The organism is Flavobacterium sp. WG21 (assembly GCF_000335775.1).
Classification (GTDB): domain Bacteria; phylum Bacteroidota; class Bacteroidia; order Flavobacteriales; family Flavobacteriaceae; genus Flavobacterium; species Flavobacterium tructae.
Genome location: NZ_AMYW01000006.1, coordinates 212863 through 226706 on the forward strand (window position 1 = coordinate 212863; position 13844 = coordinate 226706).

General features: G+C 36.7%; 12 protein-coding genes. All 12 read left to right on the plus strand.

The genetic code is table 11. The annotated features are described in order from the left end of the window. The first annotated feature begins 135 nt into the window (after positions 1-135). On the plus strand, positions 136-2970 hold the full coding sequence (locus C245_RS0107300) for a TonB-dependent receptor domain-containing protein (RefSeq protein ID WP_026109931.1): 2835 nt from the start codon (positions 136-138) through the stop codon (positions 2968-2970). An 85-nt stretch (positions 2971-3055) separates the two neighbouring features. Continuing rightward, positions 3056-4582 carry an SGNH/GDSL hydrolase family protein gene (locus tag C245_RS0107305; protein ID WP_017495933.1) on the plus strand — a complete coding sequence of 509 codons (1527 nt, stop codon included), beginning with the start codon at positions 3056-3058 and terminating at the stop codon, positions 4580-4582. A gap of 232 nt (positions 4583-4814) precedes the next feature. After that, the gene (gene atpD / locus C245_RS0107315; protein WP_017495935.1) at positions 4815-6326 is read left to right on the plus strand and encodes a F0F1 ATP synthase subunit beta; all 1512 of its coding nucleotides are present in this window, start codon (positions 4815-4817) and stop codon (positions 6324-6326) included. Between the two features lie 92 nt (positions 6327-6418). Then, positions 6419-6700, plus strand: coding sequence for a F0F1 ATP synthase subunit epsilon (locus C245_RS0107320; protein WP_017495936.1), 282 nt, complete (start codon positions 6419-6421; stop codon positions 6698-6700). A gap of 187 nt (positions 6701-6887) precedes the next feature. Continuing rightward, entirely contained in the window at positions 6888-8024 is a 1137-nt protein-coding gene (locus tag C245_RS0107325; protein WP_017495937.1) for a pyridoxal phosphate-dependent aminotransferase family protein, read from the plus strand. Positions 8025-8235: 211 nt separating this feature from the next. Beyond that, positions 8236-8433, plus strand: coding sequence for a hypothetical protein (locus C245_RS0107330; protein ID WP_017495938.1), 198 nt, complete (start codon positions 8236-8238; stop codon positions 8431-8433). A 66-nt stretch (positions 8434-8499) separates the two neighbouring features. Continuing rightward, positions 8500-9363: a TraB/GumN family protein gene (locus tag C245_RS0107335; RefSeq protein WP_017495939.1), complete on the plus strand. Its 864-nt coding sequence runs from the start codon at positions 8500-8502 to the stop codon at positions 9361-9363. A gap of 123 nt (positions 9364-9486) precedes the next feature. Next, complete coding sequence (locus tag C245_RS22795; RefSeq protein ID WP_232424340.1) at positions 9487-9873, plus strand: RNA polymerase sigma factor; 387 nt, start codon at positions 9487-9489, stop codon at positions 9871-9873. Beyond that, complete coding sequence (locus C245_RS0107345; RefSeq protein ID WP_017495941.1) at positions 9863-10477, plus strand: hypothetical protein; 615 nt, start codon at positions 9863-9865, stop codon at positions 10475-10477. Before C245_RS22795 ends, C245_RS0107345 begins: the two co-directional genes overlap by 11 nt. A 145-nt stretch (positions 10478-10622) precedes the next feature. Continuing rightward, on the plus strand, positions 10623-11240 hold the full coding sequence (bioD, locus tag C245_RS0107350) for a dethiobiotin synthase (protein WP_017495942.1): 618 nt from the start codon (positions 10623-10625) through the stop codon (positions 11238-11240). 100 nt (positions 11241-11340) lie between these two features. Then, the gene (gene bioA, locus C245_RS0107355) at positions 11341-12612 is read left to right on the plus strand and encodes an adenosylmethionine--8-amino-7-oxononanoate transaminase (protein ID WP_017495943.1); all 1272 of its coding nucleotides are present in this window, start codon (positions 11341-11343) and stop codon (positions 12610-12612) included. A gap of 22 nt (positions 12613-12634) precedes the next feature. After that, positions 12635-13804: a beta-ketoacyl synthase N-terminal-like domain-containing protein gene (locus C245_RS0107360; RefSeq protein ID WP_017495944.1), complete on the plus strand. Its 1170-nt coding sequence runs from the start codon at positions 12635-12637 to the stop codon at positions 13802-13804. The last annotated feature ends 40 nt before the right edge of the window (positions 13805-13844 follow it).

Sequence of the window (13844 nt, forward strand, 5' to 3'; positions counted from 1 at the left end):
CAGATTGATGAATAGTTAAAATATTGTGTAAAAATATGGTAAATACTGATTTTTTTTAACATTTTTTTATACATATTAAAATTATTTGTATTTTGGTAGTATAAACTAAACAAAAACTAACCAAAAACTAACCAAATGAGAGTCTATTTATTAATTATGTTGTTTTTCAGCGGAATATCTTTTGCGCAGAATTCAATTACCGGTTCTGTTACAGACAGCAGCACTAAACAAGCTATTCCCGGAGCCAATGTTGTCGTAGTTGGAAGTTCAAACGGTACTTCTACGGATTTTGATGGTACATTTAAGTTAAGTACTTCGGCTAAGCTGCCTTTTTCAATTAAGGTTTCAGCTGTAGGTTTCGAGTCTAAGACGATTAATGTTACTGCTGCAAATCAAAAAATTAATGTAATTTTAAAAGATGAGGAAACTAAATTGAATGAAATTGTGGTTTCTGCTTCCAGAACTCCTGAGAGAGTGCTTGAATCTCCGGTAACTATTGAAAGAATGGGAATCGTTGATATTAAGAGAACCGCTTCTCCTTCTTTTTACGATGGTCTGGAAAATTTAAAAGAGGTACAGATGAATACCAGTAGTATGTCTTTTAAATCAATCAATACCAGAGGTTTTGCAACGGTAGCCAATACTCGTTTTATGCAGTTGGTTGACGGTATGGATAACTCTTCTCCGCTTTTGAACTTTGTACTGGGTAACATGATTGGTATTTCGGAAATAGATGTTCAGAGTGTGGAGCTTTTGCCGGGTGCATCTTCTGCTTTGTACGGAGCAAATGCTTTTAACGGAATTATGTTCATGAACAGCAAAAGTCCATTTACATATCAGGGGGCATCGGCTTATTTTAAATATGGAATGACTTCGCAGGAAGCTGCCGGTACGAATAATTACTACGATTTTGGAATGCGATTTGCGCATGCGTTTAATAAATATTTTGCGGCCAAAGCAAACTTTACTTATATGGAGGCTACCGATTGGTATGCTACAAATTATAACGACAAAACAATTCCCGGAATTGACAGAAGCAATATCAACTATGACGGGATTAACGTTTATGGTGATGAAGTTTCTACTAATTTAAAAGGTGTAGGACAATCACTGGCTGCTTTAGGGATTATTCCTGCTTCGGCAGTAAATTTATTGCCTAGTAAAAATGTCAGCAGAACGGGTTATAATGAAGTCGATCTTACTAATAATAAAGCTGGAAATACTAAAATAGACTTCTCTTTTCACGGAAGACCTTTTGGTGATGAGCGTTTGGAAATTATCTGGCAAAGTAAATTTGGTTTTGGAAATGCCGTTTATCAGGGTGCCAACAGATATTACCTGAATGACTTTTTTATGCAACAGCACAAAATTGAATTTAAAGGGAAGAATTTCTTTGTGAGAGGATATACTACAACAGAGGATGGTGGTAATTCTTATGATATGGGCTTTACGGGTATTAATATCAACAGAAAGTGGAAAGACGATAAAACCTGGTTTGGTCAGTATGCAGGAGCTTATGTTCAGGCTACTTTAGGTGGAGCAACCCCTGAGCAGGCACATGCAGCGGGTAGAACTACGGCCGATACAGGTCGCTTCTTACCGGGTACAGCAGCGTTTAAGAACGCATTCAGTCAGGTAATTGCTGATGAAAGCGTACTTACAGGTTCAAAATTGGTAGATAATTCAAAGATTTATCATTCAGATGCCAACTACAACTTTAAAGACTTGATAAAATTTGCCGAAATCCAGGTAGGAGGATCATTCAGATTGTACGAGTTGAATTCTCATGGAAGAATTTATACCGATGGAAATAGTGGTATCAATTATACAGAATATGGTGCTTATACACAATTGGTAAAGAAATTCATGGAAGACAGATTGAAATTTACAGGATCTGTTCGTTATGATAAATCAAAAAATTTCGATGGTAATTTTTCGCCAAGAGTCTCTTTTGTGTATTCCGGAGGGGAGAAAAAGAATCATAATTTCAGAGCCTCGTTCCAAACCGGTTTTAGAAATCCGTCTACACAGGATCAATATATAGGTTTTAATATAGGGAATGCGGTGTTAATCGGTTCTGCTCCGGATAACTTATTGCGTTATACAGAGACATTGCCTGTTTCTACAACGGCAGGTCAGGCTTTTGCCGGAGGTCCGACTGTTGTAATGACGGGAGTGAATGCTTATAATAATTCTTATACAGCAAGTTCTGTAGGTGCTTTTAGTGCTTTGGCAGGAACTAATCCTGTAGCTGCAGCTGCTCTTTTAAGAAAAACAAATATAAATTATGTAAGACCGGAAGAAGTTAAGGCATTTGAGTTGGGATATCGTTCTTTTATTAATGATGTTTCGGTAGATCTTAATGCTTATTACAATATTTACAATCATTTTATTGGAAATTTAAATGTTGTGGCTCCTTTTTATGGTACAGCACAAGATGCTCCAAACCCTTTATTAGGGCCTACAGATCCTGGATTCCAGACGCTTCATGCGCTTCAGAATGGAAACATCAGAGCGTACCAGTTGTATACCAATACAGATGTTGAAATTAAATCGTTCGGATTTGGAGTTGGTCTTTCTAAAAAAGTGATTGCTAATTTTGAATTGGGAGTAAATTATAATTATGCTCAGTTTGATTTTGATCAGGCAAAAGATCCAAGTTTTGAAGCCGGGTTCAATACACCAAAACACAGAGTTAAAGTGTCACTTGGAAATGACAAGTTATTTGAGAACTTCGGATTCAATGTAAGCGGAAGATGGAATAATGAATACAAATGGGAATCGACTTTTGCAGATGGTGTAATTAAGGCGGCAACTGTAATTGATGCACAGATTAATTACGGACTTCCGAAATTAAAATCACTTTTCAAATTAGGAGCTTCCAATATTGGAGGAAAAGAATATGCTCAGGTACTTGGCGCAGGATATATCGGTCAGCAATATTTTGTTTCCTGGACGATCAACCCGTAATTTGGGATAATAGACGAAACAAACCTTTTATTCGCTTTTCTGGATACAACTTTCAGAAAAGGATAATTATAAAATATAGTAGATCATGGTAAAAAATTTAAAATGGCTGTTTTTGGTTTCAGTAACCTTTATGGCTTGTAATAGTGATGATGCGGTAACGGTGACAGATTCGTCTGATGGGCAGCCGTTAACTTCGGGGCAGGCGAATTTTTCAAAATATGTTGCGTTGGGAGATTCTTTTGCGGCAGGTTTTTCAGACAATGCTTTGTTTAAGGCGGGTCAGGCAAATGCATACCCTAATATTTTAGCACAGCAATTTGCATTGGTAGGTGGCGGTACTTTTACGACTCCTTTTATGGCCGATAATATTGGAGGGTTTTCCTCCGGTGGTGTTCAGGTACCTAGTTTAGGAGTTAGATTGTATTTAGATGTGTCAACAAGTACTCCAGTTCCTGTTAGTGGTGTTTCGGGTACCGATATTAGCGCACGTTTAACGGGAGCTTTCAGTAATTTAGGGATTCCGGGAGCAAAAGCAACACATTTGGCGCTGGCTGGTTATGCGAGTGCTAATCCTTACTTTGGCAGGATTGCTTCTTCGCCTTCGGCAACAGTTTTAGGAGATGCTTTGGCGCAGAATCCTACTTTTTTCTCTTTGTGGATTGGGGGTAACGACGTTTTAGGTTACGCTACATCGGGAGGAGACGGATCAAACCCGATTACAGATCCGGCTACTTTTGATGCTGTTTATAAAAACCTGGCAACAGAATTGTCTAAGAATGGAAGAAAAGGAGTTGTGGCCAATTTGCCGGACATCAGTACCTTGCCACACTTTACAACAGTTCCTTACAATCCGTTAACAGTTTCGCTTTTAGGTAATGGAAGTACAGCTGTTGGAACAGCAACGATTAATGCACTTAATGCACAATTATACGGTCCGTTGAAAAGCGCCTTAAATTATCTTGGAGTTACGGACAGAATTGATTTACTATCGCTAACAGCAGCAAATCCTTTGTTGATAAAAGACGAAACGCTTACCAACTTATCTACTCAGCTTACTGCGGTGCTTACGCCATCGGTAGGAGCACAGACTGCGGCGTTTTATGGTACTGTTTTTGGTCAGGCGCGTCAGGCTAAAGCTGCCGATTTGGTGCTTTTGAGCACAAGAGCAGCTATTGGAACGGCACCTACAGCTGCAAACTCAGGAATCGGAATGGCACCTCCTGCACCGTTGGATAAATTCGGGATTACGTATCCGTTACAAGACAAGTATGTTTTAATTCCATCAGAGATAACGGACATCAAAAATGCTACTGCGGCCTATAATTTAACCATTAAAGCGGCTCAGGAAGCAAACGGTCTGGCATTAGTAGATGCAGACGGATTGATGAAACAGTTGTCTACTGCAAACGGGATCTCTGTCAATGGCTATACCTTGACAAGTGCATTTGTTTTCGGAGGAGTATTTTCTCTGGATGGTGTTCATCCTTCAGCCAGAGGTTATGCATTTATTGCCAATAAATTTATGGAGTCAATTAATGCGAAATACGGTTCAAATCTAAAAGGAGTAGATGTGGGGAATTATCAGACACTTTATCCTAAAGTTATAAATTAAGATTTATTTTTTTTATAAAACAGCCACTTGCTTTCAGAACGCAGTGGCTTTTTTTATGCCCTTAAAAAATGTTATTTTCGGTATTTGAGGGCTGACTTTTAAGAATCAAACAAAATCGTAGTATTTTTTATAAAAAAAATATTGATTTTATATTTTAAAAATTTATCTTTGCGCTCTGAAAAAAGAGGTATTTTCGATAAACCTAAATAGCTATTTAATAAATACATAAGTAATGTCAAAAGTAATAGGAAAAGTTGCTCAAATCATTGGACCAGTAGTTGACGTAGTTTTCAACGGTAAGGATGTTGAACTTCCAAAAATTTATGATTCACTAGAAGTCACAAAAAAAGACGGAACATTATTAGTTCTGGAAGTACAATCTCACATTGGTGAAAATACGGTTCGTACCATTTCTATGGACTCTACAGACGGTTTGAGTAGAGGATATGAAGTAGTTGGAACTGGAAATCCAATCCAAATGCCAATCGGTCCGGATGTATACGGAAGATTATTTAATGTTGTTGGAGATGCGATTGATGGTTTAGGTGAATTGCCTAAAACAGGTGAAAACGGTTTGCCGATTCACAGACAAGCACCAAAATTTGAAGATTTGTCAACTTCATCAGAAGTTTTATTCACAGGTATCAAAGTAATCGATTTGATTGAGCCTTACGCAAAAGGAGGTAAAATTGGATTGTTCGGTGGAGCAGGTGTTGGTAAAACAGTATTGATCCAGGAGTTGATTAACAATATCGCAAAAGGTCACGGTGGACTTTCAGTATTCGCAGGAGTAGGAGAAAGAACACGTGAAGGAAATGACTTACTTCGTGAGATGTTAGAGTCAGGAATTATTAAATACGGTGATGATTTCATGCACTCTATGGAAAATGGAGGATGGGATTTATCTAAAGTAGATATGCCAGGAATGAGAGAGTCTAAAGCTACTTTCGTTTTCGGACAAATGAATGAGCCACCTGGAGCTCGTGCACGTGTAGCACTTTCAGGATTATCTATCGCTGAGTATTTCCGTGATGGAGCTGGAACTGATCAAGGAAAAGACGTATTGTTCTTCGTTGATAACATCTTCCGTTTTACACAAGCAGGTTCTGAGGTATCAGCACTTTTAGGACGTATGCCTTCTGCAGTAGGATACCAACCAACTTTGGCAACAGAGATGGGAGCTATGCAAGAGCGTATTACTTCTACAAACAAAGGATCTATTACATCTGTACAGGCAGTTTACGTTCCTGCGGATGACTTAACTGACCCGGCACCGGCAACAACGTTTGCTCACTTAGATGCAACAACGGTATTGTCTCGTAAAATTGCTGAGTTAGGTATTTATCCTGCGGTTGACCCGTTAGATTCTACTTCAAGAATTTTGACTCCTCAAATCTTAGGAAATGAGCATTATGACTGTGCACAAAGAGTAAAAGAAATTCTTCAAAAATACAAACAATTGCAAGATATCATCGCGATCTTAGGTATGGAAGAATTATCTGAAGAAGATAAATTATCAGTATCTAGAGCACGTCGTGTTCAACGTTTCTTATCTCAGCCATTCCACGTAGCGGAGCAATTTACAGGTATTCCTGGAGTATTGGTTGATATTAAAGATACTATCAAAGGATTCAACATGATTATCGACGGTGAGTTAGATCATCTTCCAGAAGCAGCTTTCAACTTGAAAGGTTCTATTCAGGATGCTATCGAAGCTGGAGAAAAAATGTTAGCTGAAGCATAATCAAGCATAGCTTGATAAACATCAAAAAATAAAAATTCCAAATTCCAAGATTGGGATTTGGAATTTTATAATTTGGAATTTAAAAAAAAGTTATGATTTTAGATATAGTATCACCAGAAGCAAAATTATTTTCAGGAGAAGTAACATCAGTAACATTGCCTGGAGTTGACGGAAGCTTCCAAATATTGAATAATCACGCTCCTATTGTCTCTATTTTAGAAAAAGGAACTGTTAAAATTGCTTCTGCAAAGTTTAATTTTTCTAAAGATGTAGCGAGTAAATTCACGAAAGTAAACGAGCAAACTTATACATTAGAGATTGCATCAGGTACTGTTGAAATGAAAGATAATAAAGTAATTGTTTTAGTTGACTAAAGCAATTTCGGAATAAATACAAAAAGACTTCAAGTAATTGGAGTCTTTTTTTTATGCTCTAATTTTTGCTTTTTGATTGCTGGAAGATATTGTATTCAGAGAGTATAATTTAAATGATTATCTCTGATCGGGCTTATGGAAGCAAAGCAATAGTTTATTTTAGAATCAATTTTATAACTTTGCTTTTATGAAATTACCGGAGAACCTGAATCAGAAATTAGAGATACGAAAGCAGAATAATTCGCTTAGAAAATTACCGGTTTTTAGTAACCGAATAGATTTTTCGTCAAATGATTATATAGGTTTTTCAAAATCAGAATCTATTTTTAAGCTTACTCATGCTTATTTGCTGGAAAATGAAATTTTTCAAAATGGCGCAACCGGATCACGATTGATCTCAGGAAATCACTCTTTATATCAAATTACAGAAACGTTTATTGCGGAATTTCATGATGCTGAATCAGCATTAATCTTTAATTCGGGTTACGATGCCAATGTTGGTTTTTTTAGCGCTGTACCGCAACGAAATGATGTTATATTGTATGATGAATTAAGTCATGCTTCTATTCGGGACGGAATTACAATGTCTAATGCAAAATCGTATAAATTCAATCACAATGATTTTGAAGATCTGGAACGTCTTATTCAGAAGTTTCCGGATACTACTATTTATATTGTGACCGAAACCGTCTTTTCTATGGATGGGGATAGTCCAAATTTAGAGGAATTAGTAGTCTTGTCCGAGAAGTACAATTGTTATCTGGTAGTTGATGAAGCGCATACTTTAGGCGTATTTGGAGAAAATGGAGAAGGTTTGGCACAATATTTAAAATTACACCAAAGAATTTTTGCCCGAATTATGACTTTCGGAAAAGGTTTGGGATGTCATGGTGCTGTAGTTTTAGGAAGTCTGTCTCTTAAAGAATATTTGGTCAATTTTGCCAGAAGCTTCATTTATACGACAGGTTTATCACCTCATTCTGTTGCAACAATTCTTATAGCGTACAAACAATTGGAAGCAGAGAAAGCAACGATCGAAAAACTGCGTCAAAACATCGTATTCTTCAATCAGCACAAAAACTTATTAGGGCTAAAGCCAATGTTTGTTCGGAGTAAGTCGGCAATACAGTCGGCTATTGTTCCGGGAAACGAAAATGTAAAACGCCTCGCAGAACAACTTCAGGGTAAAGGATTCGATGTAAAACCGATACTTTCTCCAACCGTTCCGGAAGGTCAGGAACGTTTGCGTTTTTGTATTCATAGTTACAATTCAGAAAAAGAGATTAACGAAGTTTTAGAATTACTGGGGAACTTCGTGTTTTAGGATACTATGTTTCACAGAGATTCATCAAGTTGTCACAGAGCTTCGCAAAGTTATTTTGTGAGGCTCTTTTTTCTTTGTGAATCTCTGCGTGAAAAAAAATATTCCCGTCAGCCCTTTGTTTATGGGGATTTACAAAAAAACTTTTAATTTTTTTGTAACGTTTTGAATGTTTGATTACTTACGAGTCGTAATCAAATAAACCAAAATAATTATGAAAACAACTTCAACATCAGTAACCGAAAAAGTATTCCATTTCGTATTTGTCTTTGCCGCTTCTGCAGGACTTGGATATGCTTTAGTAAATCAATTTATTTTAGACAAACCCAATATGGGATTGCTTTCAGTTATGATTTGTCTCTTTGTAGCTTCAATGGCTTCCTGGCAAAGAAAAAAATATACTAAATCATAGTACCCATTCAATCATCAATCAAAACAATCAATCAAATCATCATCAATCATTAAATCAATCAACAAAATGAAAAAAATAGTTACATCAGCAATTGCAGTAATTGCATTAGTTTTTAGTGGCACGACACAGGCACAGAAAAAATCTCCAAAACTTGAAAATTCGCTTTTATGGGAAGTTACAGGAAACGGATTATCGAAACCGTCTTATTTGTACGGTACAATTCATGCAATTTGTTCAGGAGATTATTTTCTGTCTGATAAGACAAAAAAAGCATTTGAAGCCTCAAACGAATTAGTGTTGGAAATTGATTTAGCAGACCCCAAAGAAATGGCAGATATGCAGCAATTGGTATTGGGGAAAGAGCCGTTAAGTAAGAGGCTGAGTCCGGAACAATTGTCAAAATTGGATTTGATTCTGCAAAAAACAATCGGAATGACGGTTAAACAGGTAGATGCTTATAGCCTGACCGCAGTAATGAGCATGGTTTCGATTAAAAGTTTTGGCTGTAAAGATCTTAAGTTTTATGAAATGGAATTTATTGAGAACGCAAAGAAAAGAAATATTGAAATTGGTGGTCTGGAAACGGTAAAATCTCAAGAAAAGATGTTGGAAAAGGCTTATAGCAATGATGAAATGCTAATGATGCTGGAGGAGCTAAATGACTCCGTAATGTCTCAATCAGTATCCTTTTATAAAAATGAAAATATCAATGGATTGTATGATGTTATAACAGATGAAAAAATGGGGAATGAAAAGACAAATAAAGTTATCTTAGACCAGCGAAATAGGAATTGGGTAAAAACGATGCCGGAAATGATGAAAAAGCAGAGCGTGTTTTTTGCTGTAGGATCGGGACATTTGGGGGGAGAGTATGGAGTGATTAGTTTATTAAAGAAAGCAGGTTATAAGGTCAAACCAGTAATGCAATAAAGTATTTTGAAAGAGAAAGAACAGAAATTTTTAAATCGGATCGAAAGTCACAAAGGAATACTGTACAAAGTTTCTAAAATGTACATGGATAATTCTGACGATCAACAGGATTTGTTTTAGGAAATCGTTTGTCAGCTTTGGAAATCGTATGATTCTTTTAGAAATGAAAGTCAGTTTTCGACCTGGATGTATCGTGTAGCCGTGAATACAGCCATTGTTTTTCTGAAAAAGGAAAAACGAAAGGTGGATAAATACGAAATCGCTTCCGAAAATATTAAGGATGATGAAGGAGATTCACACATCAAAGAAAGCCAGATCGATCATTTTTATAAAGCTGTTCAAAAACTCGAAAAAATAGATAAAGCGATCATTTTTTATCAGCTGGAAGGGTTTTCTCATAAGGAAATTGGAGAAAACTTAGGAATTTCAGAAGGAAATGCCAGGGTGAAATTAAACAGAGCAAAAGAAAAATTAAAAGAAATAATTAAAAATCAGGGATATGGATTTTAACGATATACAAAACGCATGGAACAATGATAAATCGGATAACATTGTTCTTCCGGATAATCTGGAAAAAATACAATCGGCCAATACGCCATTAGACAGAATCAGAAAGAATTTAAAAAGTGAGCTGATTGGACAGGTAATCTCAGTGCTTTTAATAGGCCTCACACCTTATATTTTTCATTTTGAACAGAAATATATATTGCCCTTTTTCTTGCTTTTCAGCATGTTCACTGCCGTTTGTATTTATTATTTGGCTAAGCTTTATTTTTTCTACAAACGATTAAATAATACTGCTCTAAAAACAAAAGACAATTTGTATGAAACTTATTTTGATATCCGTTTGAACATGGAATTGTATAAGACTTTCGGATTTGCTCTGACACCTTTTCTGGTAGTATTTCTAATCGTTTTTATCTACGATCAGACTTCTAAAGTGGCTGATTTTACAATGCTTGAATTTAGTAACACAGAAATATTCAGTATTTTTTCGGTAATCCTCTTTTCAATTCTTTTGATGGGATTGGCTTTAGAATGGTGGGTTCAGTTTTTTTACGGAAAATATGCTAAAGAAATAAAGAAAGTGATAGACGAATTAAAAGAAGAGTAAGTTAAATAGAACCCATCATACGTGATGGGTTTGTTTTTATTGGTATTTTTGCATCGATTATTAAGCAGGTATTCACCCATAAAAGATTATTCGATACTAGAAAGCATAATTGTTTTTTTGAGAATGTTTGCGAAACAAAAGAAGCATGAAAATATTTATAACCGGAATTTCAACAGATGTTGGTAAAACCGTTACTTCGGCAATCGTTGTTGAAGCTTTAGAGGCCGATTACTGGAAACCTGTTCAGGCCGGAGATTTGGATTTTAGTGATACGCACAAGGTAAAATCTCAAATTTCAAATTCAAGATCTCAATTTTTCCCGAATGCATACGAGTTAAATACACCGGCAAGTCCGCATCTGGCTGCAGAAATTGATGGACTTACGATCGATTTGAAGAAGATTGTGGAACCTCAAACCGATAATCATTTGGTTGTAGAAGGGGCAGGAGGAATTTTTGTTCCGCTGAATGAAACAGATTCTATTATTGATCTAATTCAAGCCGATTATAAAGTAATCGTGGTTTCAAGACATTATTTGGGGAGCATCAATCACACCTTGTTAACTGTAGAAGCGATTCAAAATCGTGGTTTTAAAGTTGCAGGAATTATTTTCAGCGGAAGCGAAAACCCATCGACTGAAAGTTTAATTCTGAATAAAACCGGAATAAAATGTATCGGAAGAATTGATGAAGAACCTTATTTTGATCAAAATGTAATCCGGGAATACGCCGATTTGTTTAGAGAGAACTTACTTAATTTATAGAGAAAAGAAGACAGAATAAAGAAAATAGACTTTCTTATCTTTGTCAAAATTGTAGAGTTTAGTCTATTTTCTATACTCTAATATCCATATTCTAAACAAGATGACATTAACAGAAAAAGACAGCCAATATCTTTGGCATCCTTATACACAGCATAAAACAGCACAGGCTCCAATTGCAATTTCCAAAGGTGAAGGAGCGCTGCTTTGGGACGAGAACGGCAAGGAATATATTGACGCTATTGCCTCATGGTGGGTAAATCCGTTTGGACATAGTAACCGATTTATAGCCGATGCGATTTACAAACAATTAACCACTTTAGAGCACGTATTGTTTGGGGGTTTTACACACGAACCGGCAGTTAAAGTGGCGGAGAAACTAATTGAGATTCTACCTAAAAATCAGCAGAAGATTTTCTTTTCTGATAATGGTTCAACAGCGGTTGAAGTAGCTATAAAAGTGGCTTTGCAGTTTTTTTTCAATAAGGGTGAAAAACGTACTACAATAATTGCTTTTGAAAATGCTTTTCACGGAGACACTTTTGCGGCGATGGCAGCAAGTGGTATCTCTTTTTATACACAGGCTTTTCAGGGAATGTTTATTGATGTAGTCAGAATTCCGGTCCCGGTAAAAGGACAAGAGCAGGAAAGCTTTGATGCCTTGAGAAATGTGATTCAAAATCATAGTTGTGCCGGTTTTATTTTTGAACCTTTGGTACAGGGTGCAGCCGGAATGGTAATGTATGAACCGGAGGCTTTGGCTAAACTGATTCAAATCTGCAAAGAGAACAATGTTCTTACCATTGCCGATGAAGTAATGACGGGATTCGGTAAAACCGGTAAGACCTTTGCAATGGATTATGTGACAGAAGTTCCGGATATGATGTGTTTGTCTAAAGCATTAACCGGAGGCACAATACCAATGGCAATTACCACTTTTACACAAGAGGTTTTTGATGCTTTTTATGATGACGATATCAACAAGGCTTTGTTTCATGGACATACGTTTACTGCAAATCCAACCGGCTGTGCTGCGGCTTTAGCTAGTATTGATTTGCTGCATACAGATGAAATGCAGGCTAATATTGAAAGAATTCATAAGAGTCATTTGGATTTTCAGAAGAAAATGGAAAAGCATTCAAAAGTAATTACTGCCAGAACATTGGGGGTTATTTTTGCAGTTGAAATCAAATCAGATTCGGAAGAGAGTTATTACGGTTCAATGCGAACGAAACTCTATAATTTCTTTATTGATAAAGGTGTTGTTTTGCGCCCTGTCGGAAATATCGTTTATATTTTACCTCCATATATCATGAGTGATGAGCAGCTTCAAAAAGTATATAAAACCATTGAAGAAGCCATTGAAATGGTGTAATTTTGCGATTAAATAAAATATTTTGAATACACAAAAAATCTCTATAACAGCTTTTTCTTCTATTTCACCTTTAGGAAATACTACGGAATCAGTGTGGGAAAAGTATCTTGATCGTCAACATTGTTTTTCGAAACAGTTTTTCGACCAACAGGAGACTTCTGTCGCTGCTCTGGATGCTGAATCTAAACAAATTGTTTCGGAAATAAGAGAGTCCGATCCTAAGTACAAATTTCTGGATGATTCGGTTTTGTTTGCTTTGGCGGCTTCTCGACAAGCGGTTAAGCAGGCAGGATGGAGTTCGGATGATATCTTCGGAATTAATATTGGTTCGTCCCGGGGAGCAACCGATTTATTCGAAAAGCATTATAAAGAATACATCGATACAGGAAAAGCCCAAACTTTAGCTTCTCCAACAACAACTTTAGGAAATATATCTTCCTGGATTGCTCACGATCTGCAGAGTGTTGGACCGGAAATATCGCATTCTATAACGTGTTCAACTGCACTTCATGCCCTGTTGAATGGTGTGGCGTGGTTGAAATCAGGTATGGCCGATAAATTTTTGGTAGGAGGAAGTGAAGCTCCATTGACTGATTTCACGATTGCTCAAATGAGAGCGCTTAAAATATATTCGAGAATCGATCAGGAAACGGAATCATGGCCCAATTTGGCTTTCGATTTTGAGAAAACCCAAAATACTATGATTTTAGGGGAAGGTGCAGCAGTTTGCTGTCTGGAAACCGGCGAGAAAGAGAATGCAATAGCATACATAACAGGCGTGGGTTATGCAACCGAGATTTTAGAACACAATATTTCTATTTCTGCAGAAGCAACTTGTTTTCAGAAATCAATGAAAATGGCTTTAAAGAATATAGCTCCTGAATCGGTTGATGCAATTGTTATGCATGCTCCCGGAACGATCAAAGGCGACTTAACCGAGTTGAGGGCTATTGAAAAAGTTTTTGGATCTCAGCTGCCTTTGCTGACTACCAATAAATGGAAGATCGGACATACTTTTGGAGCGTCCGGGATATTGAGTTTAGAGTTGGCACTTTTGATGTTTCAGCACGATACTTTTATTGGAGTACCTTTCGGAGAAGAACAAAAACAGACAAAATCGATTAAAAGAATATTGATTAATGCCGTAGGTTTCGGAGGAAATGCGGTTAGCGTTTTGATCGAAAAGCCATAATTGAGCTTTTTTGAAGCCTCATAAATTAACACTATAAAAA

What these genes read in the sequence shown, in the direction of transcription:
- C245_RS0107300 (WP_026109931.1), top strand. Translation starts at nt 136, where the DNA reads ATGAGAGTCTATTTATTAATTATGTTGTTTTTCAGCGGAATATCTTTT.
- C245_RS0107305 (WP_017495933.1), top strand. Translation starts at nt 3,056, where the DNA reads ATGGTAAAAAATTTAAAATGGCTGTTTTTGGTTTCAGTAACCTTTATG.
- atpD (WP_017495935.1), top strand. Translation starts at nt 4,815, where the DNA reads ATGTCAAAAGTAATAGGAAAAGTTGCTCAAATCATTGGACCAGTAGTT.
- C245_RS0107320 (WP_017495936.1), top strand. Translation starts at nt 6,419, where the DNA reads ATGATTTTAGATATAGTATCACCAGAAGCAAAATTATTTTCAGGAGAA.
- C245_RS0107325 (WP_017495937.1), top strand. Translation starts at nt 6,888, where the DNA reads ATGAAATTACCGGAGAACCTGAATCAGAAATTAGAGATACGAAAGCAG.
- C245_RS0107330 (WP_017495938.1), top strand. Translation starts at nt 8,236, where the DNA reads ATGAAAACAACTTCAACATCAGTAACCGAAAAAGTATTCCATTTCGTA.
- C245_RS0107335 (WP_017495939.1), top strand. Translation starts at nt 8,500, where the DNA reads ATGAAAAAAATAGTTACATCAGCAATTGCAGTAATTGCATTAGTTTTT.
- C245_RS0107345 (WP_017495941.1), top strand. Translation starts at nt 9,863, where the DNA reads ATGGATTTTAACGATATACAAAACGCATGGAACAATGATAAATCGGAT.
- bioD (WP_017495942.1), top strand. Translation starts at nt 10,623, where the DNA reads ATGAAAATATTTATAACCGGAATTTCAACAGATGTTGGTAAAACCGTT.
- bioA (WP_017495943.1), top strand. Translation starts at nt 11,341, where the DNA reads ATGACATTAACAGAAAAAGACAGCCAATATCTTTGGCATCCTTATACA.